Genomic DNA, 13,696 nt, shown 5'->3' with positions numbered 1-13,696 from the left:
ACGGCTCACTGCCGACCCGCGGCGGCCTTCAGCGCGGCCGTGAACTTCGCCAGGCGGCTGAGCTCACGTTCCACGGGCGCCACGACGAGTTCCCCCGCGACGGCGGCGACGGCGGCTGTCAGTCGCTTCCGTGCCACGGCACTGCGTGACGCTGCCGCGGCTCCGGAGATGAACCGCGCCCCAATCGCCAGGACGATGCCCAGCAGCACTCCCCCGGCGATCATCACCGTAGGAACCGGCCAGCCCTGGACCCGTGGGACCTCTGGCACCGGCAGTTGCAGGTAGCCGAGCGCAGCCAGGACTCCCAGCCACGCGAACCCGGCCAGGGCCGTCACCAAGGCGAGCCACTGAACCGCGTTGAACCCACCCCACCACCAGGACTTCCTGCCAGCGGACAACTCTGTGGAGGCAATTGCCTGGTCCAGTGCATCCGGCAGCCGGTCGTTTACTTCCCGGGCGGCGCCGCGGATGGCCGCCCGCCACGGGCCAGGGGCACCGGCGGACGCCGCCTCAGCGAATTCCCGGACGGCGGCATCGGTCCGCGCCTGTTCCGGCGCCCCGGCAGGCGGCAGCGAGGTCCGGTTCAGCTCAGGCTTGGCGCCCTCGCGGCGCAGGTTCAGACGCCGCAGCGGATCCGGCCGGAATCTGGCCAGCCAGCGGGTCACGGGCCAGCCCGTGCGCCGGGTTGCCTCCAGCCGGTAGGACCGGGCGACGGCGTCGACCACCAACGGCACATTGGCGGCCACAGCCAACTCCCCCGCCAGCCGGGCCTTGGCCGCCGCCGTCGCACCGGCGGCCGTCGTGCCACCAGCGGCCGTCGTGCCACCCGTGGGCAGGCCGGACGCCTCGGCAAGCCGGGCGGCGGCCAGCGTGACATCTGCCGCAAGTCGCTGTGACATCGCTTTACGCTGCATCGCCACCTGCCGGATCGCGGCCCGCACCTTGTCCACCCCCGTCCCCAGCACGGCGGAAGCCCCGAGGACCTGAACTTTGTCCAGCCCGTCCCGCGCCAGGATAGCTGTGAGGGATTCCAGGACCGGCCGGACCTCGTGCTCCGGGAGCCTGTCGATTTGGTTGAGCACCACGATCGTCACGGCCCCGTGCGAGGACAGCGGGGCCAGGAAATCGTTGTGCACGGCGGCGTCGGCATATTTCTGCGGATCGAGGACCCAGACGAGGACGTCCACGATGCCCACCATCCGCTGCACAATCTCACGGTTGGCGGCCCTGGTCGAGTCAAAGTCCGGCAGGTCCAGAAGGATCAGCCCGGTGTCGTCGTCGGCGAACCCTTTGATCGCTGCCGCAGCGTGGCGCTTTCGGACCTCCAGCCAATCCAGCAGCGCATCGCTGCCCTGGACGCCCCAAATGCCCGCCAGCGGCTCGGTGGTGGTCGGCCTGCGCACGGCCGCCGTCGCGATCTCCTCGCCGCTTACGGCATTGAAAAGCGAGGACTTGCCGCTGCCGGTGGCTCCAAAAAACCCGACCACCGTGTGGTCTCCGGACAGCGACCGCCGCGAACTCGCGCGGTCGAGCACCTGCAGGACACCGGCCAGGATCTCCTCCGGGAGGACTCCGGATGCGAGCTCCGTGGCGCTGTTGAGCGCTTCCAGTCTGCGATCGAGCTGGGACGTCTCGCGGGCGGCCGCATGACGGCTCATGACGTGGCCGCCAGCCGGCGCAGTGCCGCCGCATGCCCGGCAATGGCTGAGGGCGGCACGCCGACGTCGACCTCCAGCCGGGTCAAGAACCGCCGGCACTCCGCAGCCAGCAGGCCCTGGCACCGCAGATGCAGGTCTTCGCGCGCGGTCCGGGCCAGCCGGCGGACGGCGTCCTCCCCGAATACTGCCTCCAGGAGGCGCTGACCCACGACGGCGGTGCCGCCGGCAACTCCGATCTCAAGCCCGGTCAGGCCCGCGGTCATGGAGAACACCACAATCATCAAGGCAGCGCCGAGGCCGTTGATTCCGAAGGACAACCAGCGGGCCTGGGTGCGCTTGCCCTGGCCTTCGGTGCGGATGAGTTCCATCAGGCTCCCCTGCCAAGCGCGGATTTCGGCCGCCACAGCATCCGCGAAGCCCTTGGAGGCACCGGAAAGATCGTCGGTGCCCAGCACCTGCCTTCCGGCGGGGTCTGAACGCCACCGCTGGTCGGTGTGCTCGGCGGCCTTGGCGGCTTGATCGACAATGACCGCCTGCAGTCCCGTTTCGATCGCGGTTTCCACCCTGACCGCAGGCGCCGGTTCACCCCGGACGAACGCGCCCACGCGGTCACGGAAGCGTCCGATGTTCTGTTCCATGGCGCGGAAGAACTCCCCGGTCCCGACGAAGTCCTGCCAGCGCGCCAGCACTTCGCCGCGCAGCAGTGCGCCGTCGCGGGTGGCCTCGAGGATCCTGGCTACGGCGTCGTCATAGGCGTTGCGGGCGTCGGCTGCGAGAACATCGGCTGCGTGCTGCTGTTCGGACAGCGCCCGCTCCGCCATGTCGGCGCGGTGGGCGAGGGCGAGGAGGGTGCCGTTGAGGGTGCGCCGGGCGATTCCGGCCCGTCCCGCGGCGTCCCCGGCCAGCTTCCCGAGCCAAACGCGCAGCGGCTCGACGGCCTCTGCCGGAAGCATCCCCGCGGCATCCAGCGGCAGCTCCGGAACCACAAACAGTTTGGCGGCCCCCAGCCCTTCCCGGCTGAGCATGGCCTGCAGATCGGCGCTAACCTCCGCTTCCGCCGCTGGCGGCACCCGGTCCAGGACCACGGCCACCATGATGTCGCGGGAGGCCGCATCCAGGAGCAGGCGCCAGGGCACGGCGTCGGCATACCGGTTGGCTGTGGTGACAAACACCCAGAGGTCTGCGGCGGCAAGCAACTGCCCGGCCAGCTGCCGGTTGTTCTCGGAAATGGAGTCGACGTCGGGCGCGTCGACCAGGGCGATTCCGGGCGGGACCGCGGAGTCGGAGACCAGGACCAGGGAGGTCACCGGGCCGGGATCCAACGCCGCATCAGCCGGGGCCGGCGCCCGGCCGTCCACGAGGGCACCCCGGATGCGGCCCAGGGCCGGCAGCACCCGCTGGCCCTCAAACCAAGCGGCGTCGGCGGGATGGTGCAGCAGGATGGGCTGGCGGGTGGTGGGGCGGATCGCACCGGCCCGCGTGACGGGGTGGCCCACCAGGGCGTTGACCAGGGTGGATTTTCCGGCCCCGGTGGAACCGCCCACCACGGCCAGCAGAGGCGCGTCGAGGCTGCGGTACCGGGGCAGGATGTAGTCATCGAGTTGAGCCACGGCCCTTCGAAGGTCCAGGCGCGTTTGGTCCGTCCCGGGCAGGGCGAGCGGCAGCCGGAGGGCAGCGAGGTCCTGCCGCACTGACTCCAGGAGGGCCACGCCGGTTGCGGCCCCGGGGCCGGTTTCATGGGAGCTCACTGCATCATCATGCCAGTTCAGAACGTGGTTCCTGCGGGGGCGCCGCTGCGTTCAACCAAAGCGCCATGCGCAGCRCATAGCGGGACTCGGAGCGCCCGGCAAGACGCCGGCGGACGAGTCTCGCCTGGAAGCCCAGCCATTCCGGGAAACGAAAAACGGCCCCGGGCTGATGCCCGGGACCGTTTTCATTGTGACCCCAGCGGGATTCGAACCCGCGTTACCGCCGTGAGAGGGCAGCGTACTAGGCCGCTATACGATGGGGCCGCGTACTTCCTGAACGGCATTTCTGCCATTCAAGCCAAATGATTGTTTCATACATTTGGCCGCCGTTTCAAATCGGACCGGCCGATTCAAAACTTCCGAATTTCAGCGGAAACCCGCGGAACTCCAGAGCTGGGATACCAGGACTCGAACCTAGAATGACGGTACCAGAAACCGTAGTGTTGCCAATTACACCATATCCCAAAGGCACTTTCGCTCCGGATGTTTGGGCCTAAACCCTCGCTCCCGGCGCCTCAGCACGAGTAATTACTTTACCCGAGAGTTTTCACTTCCACAAATCGGGCGTACGGCGGCGGGATCGGGCCGCCGGGGCGGGCCGCGCGCGGCGTCGATGGCCGCAATACCCGCGCCAGCCCTTGCCAATCCGGCGGAAACACGTTTACGCTCGGTAAGTTACCAACGAGTAACCACCCCTCCCCCACTCCGTTGCGGGCAGCTTTGCGCTCATTTTCCGGTGTTAGCTGCGTCACAGCTGCTGGGGTGGCCGACAGCAGAGCCGCTGCCGGCGGGAACGTCGAGAGGAATCATGTGCCACAGAGTCGTGCCGCTATCAGCAAGACCCGGACCCGTGCGCAGCAAATCGCCATCGCCACCCTGGCGTTGCTGCTCATGGCCCTGCTGGGGTTCTATACCCTCGTCACGGGCCGCATCACGGACGGTTCGGCCAAGCTCAAGGACGGGGCCGCCCAGGCGTCCGCCGGAGCCGGCAAGCTGGACGACGGCGCCGGGAAACTCGCCAACGGCGCCAGCCTGGCCGATACCGGGGCTGGAAAACTTTCCGCGGGGGCGGAAAAGATCTCCTCGGGCATCAGCACCAAGCTGGCACCCGGGGCGGACAAGCTCCAGGCCGGTGCCGGCCAGTTGGCCGAAGGCGCCGTCAAGATCGAAGCCGATGTCACCAGCAAGCTGGCCCCCGGCGTCTACAAAGTCGACGACGGTGCGCAGAAGCTCGCGGCGGGGGCCGTGCAGCTTTCGACCGCGCTGACGCCGACGCCGGCGGGCAACGCAGAGAACAACCTCGCCGACGGGGCCACCCGGCTCGACGGCGGCGCGGCCCGGCTGGCCGGCGGCACCGCAGCGCTGGCAGGCGGCACGGACCAGCTCAAGGGCTACCGCGGCGCCAACGGCAATCCGGAGGCCGGAACCGGGACCGCGGCCCTGGCTCAGGCTCTGGAACTGCTGGAGGCGGCGGCGGATGACCCGGTCAAGGGGCTCGTTCCGCTTTCGGTGGTGAAGGACAAGATCGCCAAGATCACCGCGGGCGCGCGCAAGCTCGACGCCGGTGCCAGCCAGCTGCAGGCCGGCGCGCAGCGGCTGCAGGACGGCGCGGGCCAGCTGAACGCAGGAACGGGCAAGCTCAAGGCCGGATTCGCGACGCTGGCCGGGAAGCTCAACAGCCAGGACCCCGGCAGCCCGGGCGTGGTGCTTGGCACCCGGCTTCTGGCCGACGGCACGTCCAAGATCCGGGTCGGGATGGACGGGGTCCCCGGCGACCCCGAGCACCCGGGCCTGCTCAAGGCCGCCGCCCGGATGACCGAGGGCAGCTCTCGCCTGGCCGACGGAACCGTGGCCCTGAACGCCGGGATCAAGGGCAATCCGGCCGATCCTGCCAACCCCGGCCTGCTGGGCGGCTCCCAGGCCCTGGCTTCCGGGGCCTCAGAACTCTCGGCCGGCAGCACCAAGCTGGCGTCCGGCTCCTCGCAGCTGGCCACGGGGGCGGATAAGCTCGCGGACGGCAACGCCCGGATTGCCGATGGCACCGGCACGCTGTATTCCGGAGCTGCCGCGGTGTCGCCCACCAGCTTGCTCCGGCGGTCCGACGCCGCCACGGCACTGGGACTCGTCGCGGTGCTGGCCCTTGGCGCCGTTGGCGCCTTCCTGGCGCTGCGGAAGAGGCAGGCCGGACCACGGTAACTTCCGGTGCCGGTTGCGGCGCCCGTTACAGCGGGGGTTGCGCCAGCAGGTCCAGCAGGGAGCCGACCTCGCGGCCCAGGAAGCCCGGGGCCGGTTCCCCGCCGCGGTTCAGCCAGACGCCGAGGAGGCCGGCCGCCGTCGAACCTTCCGCATCGAGCAGCCGGTTGTCACCGACGTACAGCGTTTGGCCGGGACCCGTACCGATCCGCCGGACACCCTCGAGGTAGATCGCCGGGTCCGGCTTTGCGGCGCCAACGGTGTCGGTGCCAACCAGAACGGTAATCCGTTCCAGCCCGGCCGCATCCAGCTTCACGCGCTGATAGTCGTGGACGTTGTTGCTCACGGCGCCGTAGGGAATGCCGGCCGCGTCCAGGGCGTCCAGCAGGGGCCCGACGTCGTCGAACGCCCGGATGTAGCCGTGCTGGCGGCTCGCGTAGGAACTCACCCAGTGGTGGGCCTGTTCGCCGTCGGCAAGTTCGACGCCGAAGTACCCCAGCGCCGCCCGGCCGCGGAGCAGGCGCTGTTCATTGAACGTGATCTCGCCGGCCAGGTAGCGGTCGTAGAAATGGGTGGTCTCGCGGGTGAAGATCCGCCCGAACCTCTCCCACCCGGCCTCGTCCAGGCCGGGCAGAAGGTGCTCGCTGACGTCGCGGAGGGCCGCCGTCATGGCGAATTCGAGGTCCACGAGGGTGTCATCGATGTCGAACAGAACCCCCTGGACAGCGCCGCCGTCCAGGCCCGCTGCCAGCATGTCAGCCGCGGAAAGCGCGCAGGCGGGCCAGGGAGGAATCCTTGCCCAGGATGACCATGGACTCGAACAGCGGCGGGGAGATCCGCCGGCCCGAGACAGCCGTGCGGACCGGGCCGAACGCCAGGCGCGGCTTGACGCCGAGGCCTTCCACGAGGGCTTCCTTCAGGGCGGCCTGGATGTTCTCGGCCGTCCAGTCGGCAACGGGCTCCAGGGCGGCCAGGGCGGCGTCGAGCACCTCGGTGAGGTTCTCCGGCAGGCCCTTGCGGGCGTCGTCGGCGACGTCGATGGCGTCGTCGGCTTTGAACAGGAACGCGATCATTTCGGGGGCCTCGCCCAGCAGGGAGATGCGCTCCTGGATCAGCGGTGCGGCCTCGGCCAGGATCTCCTCATCGCGGTCCGTGAGGCTCTCCCCCACGAAGCCGGCGGCCTGCAGGTAGGGCACCAGGCGGCCGCGGAAGTCCTCGGCGCCGAGCATGCGGATGTGGGTGCCGTTGATGGCTTCGGCCTTCTTGATGTCGAAGCGTGCCGGGTTGGCCAGCACGTCGTTGACGTCGAAGTGCTCGATCAGCTGGTCCACGGTGAAGATGTCCTCGTCGGCGGAGAGGCTCCAGCCGAGCAGGGACAGGTAGTTCAGCAGGCCCTCGGGGATGAAGCCGCGGTCCCGGAGCAGGAACAGGTTGGACTGGGGGTCGCGCTTGGAGAGCTTCTTGTTGCCCTCGCCCATGACGTACGGCAGGTGGCCGAAGGCCGGCATGTAGCTGGCGACGCCGATGTCCATCAGCGCCTGGATCAGCACCACCTGACGGGGCGTGGAGGAGAGCAGGTCCTCGCCGCGGAGCACGTGGGTGATGCCCATGAGGGCGTCGTCCACGGGGTTGACCAGGGTGTAGAGCGGGGAGCCGTCGGCGCGGACAATGACGTAGTCCGGGATGCTGCCGGCCTTGAAGGTGATCTCGCCGCGGACCATGTCCGTGAACGTGACGTCCTCGTCGGGCATCCGGACGCGCAGCACAGGCTGGCGGCCCTCGGCCTTGAACGCGGCGAGCTGGTCCTCGGAGAGTTCGCGGTCGAAGTTGTCGTAGCCGAGCTTCGGGTCGCGGCCGGCGGCGCGGTGGCGGGCTTCAACTTCTTCCGGCGAGGAGTAGCACTCGTAGGCGTAACCGGCGTCGATCAGCTTGGCCACGACGTCCTTGTAGAGGTCCAGGCGCTGCGACTGGCGGTAGGGCTCGTGCGGGCCGCCGACTTCCACGCCCTCTTCCCAGGTGATGCCGAGCCATTTGAGGGCCTCGAGCAGCTGCTGGTAGCTCTCCTCCGAGTCGCGGGCCGCGTCCGTGTCCTCGATCCGGAACACAAAGGTGCCCTTCGTGTGCCGGGCGTGGGCCCAGTTGAACAGGGCGGTGCGGATCAGGCCGACGTGCGGGGTCCCCGTGGGTGACGGGCAGAACCGGACACGGACCGGGGTGTCAGCGGTGACTTCACCGGTGGAGGCAGCAAGGGCGGAGCTGGGAACAGTAGTCATAGTGGTACCAACATTACCAATCTCTACAACCGCCACTTGTCCGGATTTCCGCTGCGGAAACGGACAGCCGCCCCGTGGATCCACGGGGCGGCTGTCTGAAATCGGCGCGAAGAACCGTTAGCGGCGGACCACCGGGTTGGAGAGCCTTCCGATGCCCTCGATCTCGACCTCGTAGCGGTCGCCTGCCTGCACGGAGCCGACGCCGGCCGGGGTACCGGTCATGATGACGTCGCCCGGCAGCAGGGTGAAGGCCTGCGAGACGATGGAGACGAGCTCCCGGACGCCGCGGATCATCTGGTTGGTGCTGCCGTCCTGGCGCAGTTCGCCATTGAGCCGGCCCTGGATCTGCAGGTCCTCGGTGTCGAGCTCGGTCTCGATCCACGGCCCGAGCGGGGCCGAGGTGTCGAAGCCCTTGGCCCGGGCCCACTGCAGGTCCGTCTTCTGGACGTCGCGGGCGGTGAGGTCGTTGCCGCAGGTGTAGCCGAAGATCACGTCATCGACCCGGTCCTCGGGCACGTCCTTGCAGATCCGGCCAATGACGACGCACAGCTCGGCCTCGAAGGAGACGTCCTCGGAAAACTCCGGCAGGACAATGGGATCGTTCGGCCCGATCACGGACGTGTTGGGCTTGAGGAACAGCAGGGGCTGTGCCGGGACCTCGTTGCCGAGTTCCCGGGCGTGCTCCGCGAAGTTGCGGCCGACCCCGATGACCTTGCTGCGCGGGATGATCGGCGCCAGCAGGCGGACGTCCTCCAGCTTGTGCTTCATGGGGGTTCGTTCCACGCCGTGGAAGAAGGGGTCGCCCTTGATGACAGTGACTTCCTCACTGCCGGGCTCACCTTCCACGATGCCGTAGAGGGGATCAGAATCGACTACAAACCGGGCGATACGCATGGTTCCTAGCCTACCGTCCCCTCGGTGCGCAGGTAGTCCAGCTGCGCTGCGACGGAGAGCTCCGCGGCGCGGCGGACGGAGGGGTCGACGTCGGCGTACACGGCGTCCGTGACGGCGCGGACATCGGCGTCGGCGCCCAGTGCCGCGAGGGCTGCCCGGACCTGTCCGAGCCGGCCCCGCCGGTGGTCCCGGTAGGCGCGGGCGACGGCGTCCAGGGCCGGCAGCACCGGGCCGTGGGCCGGCAGCACCGTGGCGGGCCCGAGGCGTTCGAGCCGGTCCAGCGAGTCGAGGTAGTCCCGGAGGGTGCCGTCGGGGTAGTCCAGCACCGTGGTTCCGGAGCCCAGAATCGTGTCCCCGGTCAGCACCGAGCCGTGCGGGCCATCCTGCGGCAGGTGGAAGCACAGCGAATCCGAGGTGTGGCCCGGCGTCGCCAGAACCCGGATGTCAGTTCCGGCCGCCCGGATGGTTTCGCCGTCCTGCAGCGGGGGTGCGCCGTGGCAGTGGGCGGGGTCCGCGGCCCGGACCGGTGCGCCCGTCAAGGCCGAAAACCTCTCGGCGGCCGCGGTGTGGTCCGCGTGCCGGTGCGTGATCAGGATGAGTTCGACCGGTCCCTCGCCGGCCAGCGCCTGAAGGTGCGGCCCGTCGAGGGGCCCGGGGTCGACGGCGACCCTTGCCGCCGCCCCCGGGGCGCCAATGAGATAGGAGTTGGTTCCATCCAGGCTCATGGGGCCCGGATTCGGGGCGAGGCGGAACCGGGTCAGCTCACTGCTGCGGACAATGCCGCGGGATGTCTCGGAGGTCACGGACCCATCCTTGCATTGAATCGGGCTTCGTTGGCCCCAGCCCGGGACCACAGACGCCGACGGCGGCCCTCACCCGAAGGTGGGGACCGCCGTCGTGCACTAAGACGTTCTGTGGCTAGGCCAGCCGGGTCAGCCAGCCGTGGGTGTCCTCCACGGTGCCGGTCTGGATCCCGAGCAGCTGGGCGCGGATGGCCAGGGTGGTCTCCCCCGCCGTGGCGTCCTCGGAACCGATGAACTCGGTGGTGTCCTTGAGCACGCCGATGGGGGTGATGACCGCGGCGGTGCCGCAGGCGAAGACCTCGGCAATGTCTCCCGAGGCAACACCGTCGCGCCACTCATCCAGGGTGATCTTGCGTTCGGTGACTTCCCGGCCCATGTCCCGGGCCACCTGGATCACGGACATCCGGGTGATCCCCTCCAGGATGGTGCCGGAGAGCGCCGGGGTGACGAGCGAGCCGTCCTTCATGACGAAGAAGACGTTCATGCCGCCGAGTTCCTCGACAGCGTTGTCGTTGAACTGGTCCAGGAAGAGGACCTGCTTGCAGCCGTTGGCCTCGGCCTCCTGCTGGGCGATCAGCGAGGCAGCGTAGTTGCCGCCGCACTTGGCGGCGCCTGTTCCGCCGCGGCCGGCGCGGGCGTATTCGCGCGAGATCCAGATGGAGACGGGCTTGAGTTCGCCGCCGAAGTAGTTGCCGGCCGGGGAGGCGATCACGCGGAAGGAGACCTCGCGCGCTGCCCGCACGCCCAGGAACGCCTCGGTGGCGATCATGAAGGGCCGCAGGTACAGGGCTTCGCCGTCGCCGGCGGGGACCCAGTCCTTGTCTGCCGCGACGAGTTCGCGGATGGCGCCGAGGAAGTATTCTTCCGGGAGTTCGGGCAGGGCCAGGCGCCGGGCGGACTTGTTCAGCCGGGCGGCGTTGGCCTCGGGCCGGAACGTCCAGACCGAGCCGTCGGCGTGGCGGTAGGCCTTGAGGCCCTCGAAGATCTCCTGGCCGTAGTGCAGCACGGCGGCGGACGGGTCCAGGGAAATCGGGCCGTAGGGCTCAACGCGCGCGTCGTGCCAGCCGCCGTTGCCGGCGGCGTCGACGCTGTAGTCCACAATCGCGGTGTGGTCGGTGAAATAGTCGCCGAATCCCGGGTTTGCCAGGATGGCGGCACGCTCTTCAGCAGACTTCGGGGTCTCCGACAGGTGCTGGGTGAATTCGACGCCATGGGCAGTCTGAGTCATGGTTCCTCCACGATCGGCTGCCTGGTGTGGGAACGTGGTTCACCCTCGGACCACGGCAGCATATTGGTGATTCGAAACAAGCTTACGCCCGTTGGCAGCACGGTTTTGCGGTGTCTGCAGTCGCCTGCCGTGCAGGAAATGCAGGCGGGGCCTACAGCGCCGCCGCGATGGCGTCGCCGATCGCGCTGGTGGTGCGGACGGCGCCGTCGCGGGCTTCGACGTCGGCCGTGACGGCCGCCTCGATCTTCCGGGCAGCGGTGGCGAAGCCGAGGTGGTCGAGCAGGAGCGCCGCGGAGAGGATGGCGGCGGTGGGGTCGGCCTTCTGCTGGCCGGCGATGTCCGGGGCGGACCCGTGGACCGGTTCGAACATGGACGGCGCGGTGCGGTCCATGTTGAGGTTGCCGGAGGCGGCGAGGCCGATCCCGCCGGTCACGGCCGCCGCGAGGTCGGTGATGATGTCGCCGAACAGGTTGTCGGTGACGATCACGTCGAAGCGGGCCGGATCGGTAACCATGAAAATCGTGGCGGCGTCGACGTGGAGGTAGTCGTGCGTGACGTCGGGGAACTCCTGGGCCACGGCCTCGACCGTGCGCTTCCAGAGCTGGCCGGCGAAGACCAGGACGTTGTGCTTGTGCACCAGGGTGAGCTTCTTGCGGGGGCGGTCGTTGGCCCGGCGGAACGCGTCGCGGACCACGCGCTCCACGCCGTGGGCGGTGTTCAGGGACACCTCGGTGGCCACCTCGTGGGGGGTGCCGGCGCGCAGCGTGCCGCCGTTGCCCACGTAGGGGCCCTCGGTGCCTTCGCGGACCACGATGAAGTCGATCTCGCCGGGGTTCGCGAGCGGGCTGCCGACGCCGGTGTACAGGCGGGAGGGCCGCAGGTTGACGAAGTGGTCCAGGCTGAAGCGCAGCTTCAGCAGGAGCTCGCGCTCGATGATGCCGGAGGGGATCCGGGTGTCGCCGGGGGCCGCGCCGACGGCGCCGAACAAGATGGCGTCGCGGGTGCGGAGGTCGGCGAGGGTGGCCGCGGGGAGGGTCTCCCCCGTCGCGAGCCAGTGCTCCGCCCCCAGCTTGTAGTGGGTCTGCTGGAGCACGATCCCTTCTGCGGCCGCGGCCTTTTCAAGGACCTTCAGGGCTTCGGCGGTGACCTCCGGGCCGATGCCGTCGCCCGGGATGACTGCCAGATCAATCGTGGATGCGCTCATATTTTCAGCGTAGCCAAGTGATCCACATTCTGGTCAAGTTGTCTCACTATTCGATCACCCCCGTTGCCCGGGTAAGCAAAACGCCCCCGCTCCCCCGGATCAGGGGGTGCGGGGGCGTCAGGGCCGCAGGGGCTCAGGCTTCGGCGGGTTCCTCGTACTTCGGGAACACCGGGGCCGGGGCTGGCAGTTCCGTGCCGGCGGCGATCGGTGTGCCCAGGGCCGAGAACTGGCGCGCCCCGCCCTCGGGCTGGCCGAGCGTGTGCAGGATCGCCGCCGTCGCCACCGGCATGACCGGCTGGGCCAGGATCGCGACGATCCGCAGCACCTCGAGCGTCACGTAGAGCACCGTGTTCATGCGTTCGACGTCGGTCTTGCGCAGCACCCACGGGGCTTGCTCGGCGAAGTAGGCGTTGGTGTCCCCCAGGACAGCCCAGATGGCCTCCAGTGCGCGGCTGAACTCCTGCTTCTCGAACGCGGCCCGGGCGGCGTCAAGCAGTCCGTTGGCCTGGGCCAGAATCGCGGTGTCCTCGGCGGAAAATGCGCCGGGCGCGGGCACGCGGCCCTCGCAGTTCTTGGCCACCATGGACAGCGACCGCTGGGCCAGGTTGCCGAAGTTGTTGGCGAGGTCCGAATTCATCCGGCCCACGATTGCCTCGTGGTTGTAGTTGCCGTCCGCGCCGAAGGGGACCTCGCGCAGGAAGAAGTAGCGCACCTGGTCCAGGCCGTACTGGGCCACGAAGTCCGCGGGGGCCACCACGTTTCCGAGCGACTTGGACATCTTGACGCCGTTGTTCTGCAGGAAGCCGTGGATCATGATGCGCTTCGGCAGCTCCAGTCCGGCGCTCATGAGGAACGCCGGCCAGTAGATGGCGTGGAAGCGGGAGATGTCCTTGCCGATCACGTGGACGTCGGCCGGCCAGAACTTCTTGAAGGAGTCCGAGTCGACGTCCGGGTAGCCGACGCCGGTCAGGTAGTTGGTCAGCGCATCGACCCACACGTACATGACGTGCTTGTCGTTGCCGGGTACGGGAACGCCCCAGTCGAACGTGGTGCGGCTGATGGACAGATCCTCCAGACCGCGCCGGACGAAGCTGATGACCTCGTTGAACCGGGACTGCGGGGCCCCGAATTCCGGGTGGGCCTCGTAGAGCGCCAGCAGTTTGTCCTGATAGGAGGAGAGCCGGAAGAAGTAGCTCTCCTCGGCCGTCCAGGTGACCTCGGTGTCGGATTCGCGTGAGTAGCGGATCCCGTCGTCCTTGACCACGGTCTCGTCCTCGACGTAGAACGCCTCGTCGCGGACCGAGTACCAGCCTTCGTACTTGGACAGATAGATGTCCCCGTTGGCTTCCATCTTCTTCCAGATGGCCTGCGACGCTGCGTAGTGGTCGGCGTCCGTGGTGCGGATGAAACGGTCGTACGAGACCCCCAGGGCCGCGTGCGCCGCCTTGTAGATCTCGGCGTTCCGGTCCACCAGCTCCTTCGGCGTGACGCCCTCCTTCTCGGCGGCCTGGGCGATCTTCATGCCGTGCTCGTCGGTTCCGGTGAGGAAGAAGACGTCGTACCCGTCCAGACGCTTGAAGCGGGCCATCGCATCGGTGGCGATGTACTCGTACGCATGGCCGATGTGCGGTACCCCGTTGGGGTACGTGATGGCCGTGGTGATGTAGAACGGGGTCTTGTCAGTTGAAGTCACGG

The 13,696-nt window shown here is 68.8% G+C and carries 10 protein-coding genes and 2 tRNA genes; 1 reads left to right on the top strand and 11 read right to left on the bottom strand.

Going from position 1 to position 13,696, the window contains the following annotated elements; all coding sequences use genetic code 11:
• Positions 1-5: 5 nt before the first annotated feature.
• From AC1D1A_RS01385 to AC1D1A_RS01370, 4 genes are all read right to left on the bottom strand, one after another.
• On the bottom strand, positions 6-1,658 hold the full coding sequence (locus tag AC1D1A_RS01385; protein ID WP_476946960.1) for a GTPase: 1,653 nt from the start codon (positions 1,656-1,658) through the stop codon (positions 6-8).
• Positions 1,655-3,427: a dynamin family protein gene (locus AC1D1A_RS01380; RefSeq protein ID WP_476947065.1), complete on the bottom strand. Its 1,773-nt coding sequence runs from the start codon at positions 3,425-3,427 to the stop codon at positions 1,655-1,657. The genes AC1D1A_RS01385 and AC1D1A_RS01380 overlap by 4 nt, the downstream gene beginning before the upstream one ends.
• 170 nt (positions 3,428-3,597) lie before the next feature.
• Positions 3,598-3,670, bottom strand: a tRNA-Glu gene (locus tag AC1D1A_RS01375).
• Between the two features lie 129 nt (positions 3,671-3,799).
• Positions 3,800-3,871: transfer RNA gene (locus tag AC1D1A_RS01370), tRNA-Gln, on the bottom strand.
• A gap of 345 nt (positions 3,872-4,216) precedes the next feature.
• On the opposite strand from AC1D1A_RS01370, the gene AC1D1A_RS01365 reads away from it, so the two are divergent.
• Positions 4,217-5,602: a hypothetical protein gene (locus AC1D1A_RS01365; protein ID WP_476946959.1), complete on the top strand. Its 1,386-nt coding sequence runs from the start codon at positions 4,217-4,219 to the stop codon at positions 5,600-5,602.
• 25 nt (positions 5,603-5,627) lie between these two features.
• On the opposite strand, the gene AC1D1A_RS01360 is transcribed toward AC1D1A_RS01365, so the two are convergent.
• The 7 genes from AC1D1A_RS01360 to metG all read right to left on the bottom strand — a co-directional run bounded on the left by AC1D1A_RS01360 (position 5,628) and on the right by metG (position 13,694).
• Positions 5,628-6,353 carry an HAD family hydrolase gene (locus tag AC1D1A_RS01360; RefSeq protein ID WP_476858779.1) on the bottom strand — a complete coding sequence of 242 codons (726 nt, stop codon included), beginning with the start codon at positions 6,351-6,353 and terminating at the stop codon, positions 5,628-5,630.
• Between the two features lies 1 nt (position 6,354).
• Entirely contained in the window at positions 6,355-7,872 is a 1,518-nt protein-coding gene (gltX, locus tag AC1D1A_RS01355; protein WP_476946958.1) for a glutamate--tRNA ligase, read from the bottom strand.
• 117 nt (positions 7,873-7,989) lie between these two features.
• A complete protein-coding gene (locus tag AC1D1A_RS01350) occupies positions 7,990-8,766 on the bottom strand; it encodes a fumarylacetoacetate hydrolase family protein (protein ID WP_476857798.1) in 777 nt (258 codons plus the stop codon).
• 5 nt (positions 8,767-8,771) lie between these two features.
• Positions 8,772-9,569, bottom strand: a complete 798-nt coding sequence (locus AC1D1A_RS01345) for an MBL fold metallo-hydrolase (protein ID WP_476946957.1) — start codon at positions 9,567-9,569, stop codon at positions 8,772-8,774.
• 115 nt (positions 9,570-9,684) lie between these two features.
• Complete coding sequence (locus AC1D1A_RS01340; RefSeq protein WP_476858782.1) at positions 9,685-10,797, bottom strand: branched-chain amino acid aminotransferase; 1,113 nt, start codon at positions 10,795-10,797, stop codon at positions 9,685-9,687.
• A gap of 151 nt (positions 10,798-10,948) precedes the next feature.
• A complete protein-coding gene (locus AC1D1A_RS01335) occupies positions 10,949-12,001 on the bottom strand; it encodes a 3-isopropylmalate dehydrogenase (protein ID WP_476931273.1) in 1,053 nt (350 codons plus the stop codon).
• 133 nt (positions 12,002-12,134) lie between these two features.
• On the bottom strand, positions 12,135-13,694 hold the full coding sequence (metG, locus tag AC1D1A_RS01330; protein WP_476946956.1) for a methionine--tRNA ligase: 1,560 nt from the start codon (positions 13,692-13,694) through the stop codon (positions 12,135-12,137).
• Between the last annotated feature and the right edge of the window lie 2 nt (positions 13,695-13,696).

It is taken from the genome of Arthrobacter sp. P1_B9 (assembly GCF_056406495.1).
Note: the sequence above shows the minus strand (reverse complement) of the source record. Positions and strands in the feature narration are given on the sequence as shown.

Coding starts and splice junctions, on each gene's coding strand:
- AC1D1A_RS01385 (WP_476946960.1), bottom strand. CDS start 1,658: ATGAGCCGTCATGCGGCCGCCCGCGAGACGTCCCAGCTCGATCGCAGA.
- AC1D1A_RS01360 (WP_476858779.1), bottom strand. CDS start 6,353: ATGCTGGCAGCGGGCCTGGACGGCGGCGCTGTCCAGGGGGTTCTGTTC.
- gltX (WP_476946958.1), bottom strand. CDS start 7,872: ATGACTACTGTTCCCAGCTCCGCCCTTGCTGCCTCCACCGGTGAAGTC.
- AC1D1A_RS01350 (WP_476857798.1), bottom strand. CDS start 8,766: ATGCGTATCGCCCGGTTTGTAGTCGATTCTGATCCCCTCTACGGCATC.
- AC1D1A_RS01340 (WP_476858782.1), bottom strand. CDS start 10,797: ATGACTCAGACTGCCCATGGCGTCGAATTCACCCAGCACCTGTCGGAG.
- AC1D1A_RS01335 (WP_476931273.1), bottom strand. CDS start 12,001: ATGAGCGCATCCACGATTGATCTGGCAGTCATCCCGGGCGACGGCATC.